This window comes from Acidovorax sp. KPB24-07 (genome assembly GCF_057543315.1).
This window is the reverse complement of the sequence record NZ_BAAJYS010000573.1, coordinates 1-1,670: the sequence shown is the minus strand read 5'-3', so window position 1 is coordinate 1,670 and position 1,670 is coordinate 1. Positions and strand designations below refer to the sequence as shown.

1 pseudogene is annotated in these 1,670 nt (G+C 71.2%); it reads left to right on the top strand.

The window, feature by feature from the left end:
• Positions 1–79 precede the first annotated feature (79 nt).
• Positions 80–1,670, top strand: a pseudogene (locus AC27IQ_RS23975) (M61 family metallopeptidase); the annotation flags it as partial.

Genomic DNA, 1,670 nt, shown 5'->3' with positions numbered 1-1,670 from the left:
CGCTCCTGACCGCCGGGCGGCGCGGACCACTCCCTGCGCCGGCCCGGGCCTTCCCCGACCCTTCAGCGCCGCACGCACCATGTCCGCCCTTCGCCACGCCCACCCCGCCGTCCACTACCGCGTCGAGCCCGCGCAACTGCACGCCCACCTGTTCAGCGTGACGCTGACGGTGGCCAGGCCCGCGGCCCGGCAGGCGCTGTCGCTGCCCGTCTGGATTCCCGGCAGCTACCTGGTGCGCGAATTCGCCAAGAACCTGCAGAACCTGCGCGCGCAGCAGGACGGCAAGGACGTGCCCCTCGCCCAGATGGACAAGTGCCGCTGGGAGGTGCAGTGCCGCAACGACCACCCGCTGGTGCTCACGTATGAAGTCTGCGCCTACGACACCTCGGTGCGCACCGCCTTTCTGGATGCCACGCGCGGCTTCTTCAACGGCACCAGCCTGTGCCTGCGCGTGCACGGCCAGGAGGCGGCGCGACACGACCTGGAAATCGTGAGCACGCCCGCCGTGGCGCGCTGGTCCGTCGCCACCGGGCTCGCCGCCGAGAAGACCACGCGCGCCGGCTTCGGCACCTACCGCGCCGAGCACTACGACGAACTGGTGGACTGCCCCGTGGAGATGGGCCCGTTCTGGAGCATCCGCTTCACGGCCTGCGGCGTGCCGCACCGGCTGGTGATCGCGGGCGCCGCGCCTTCGTTCGACGGCAACCGCATCGTGGCCGACGTGCGCCGCATCTGCGAGGCCGGCATCCGCTTCTGGCACGGCAGCGGCAAGCCGCCCTACCAGAACTACCTGTTCCTGCTGAACGTGGTGGACGACGGCTACGGGGGCCTGGAGCACCGCAACTCCACCGCGCTGATCTGCGGGCGGCGCGACCTGCCGCGCATCGGCCAGGCACGCGCGCCCGAGGGCTACAACACGCTGCTCGGGCTGGTGAGCCACGAGCACTTCCACACCTGGAACGTCAAGCGCCTGCGCCCGGCGGAGTTCGCGCAGTACGACTACACCCAGGAGAACTACACGCGCCTGCTGTGGTTCTTCGAGGGTTTCACGAGCTACTACGACGACCTGCTGCTGCGCCGCGCGGGTCTGATCGACAACGCCACCTACCTGCGCCTACTCGCCAAGACCGTCAACCAGGTGCTGCAGACGCCCGGCCGCAAGGTGCAGTCGGTGGCGCAGGCCAGCTTCGACGCCTGGGTCAAGTACTACCGCCAGGACGAGAACACGCCCAACAGCACGGTGAGCTACTACACCAAGGGCTCGCTGGTGGCGCTGTGCCTGGACCTCGCGCTGCGCCGCGAAGGCCAGGCCACGCTGGACGACGTGATGCGCGCCCTGTGGGAACGCTGCGCCGCCGGCCCCATGTCCGAAGCCGACCTGCTCGACGCGATCCAGGCGCTGGCGGGCCGCTCGTTCGCCACCGAGATCGCGCAGTGGGTGCACGGCACCGACGACCTGCCCCTGGCCGAGCTGCTGGCGGCCAACGGCGTGACGCTGCAGGGCGAGCCGGCGCAGCTGGCCCAGCGCCTGGGGGTCGCGGGTGGCGGAGGGCCAGGGCCTGCAGATCAAAGGTGGTGCTGCGCGGCGGCCTGGCCGAGCAGGCGGGCTTCGCGGCCGGCGACGAATGGCTGGGGATCGAGGTGCAGGGCGAGGCCTGGCGCGTGCAGCG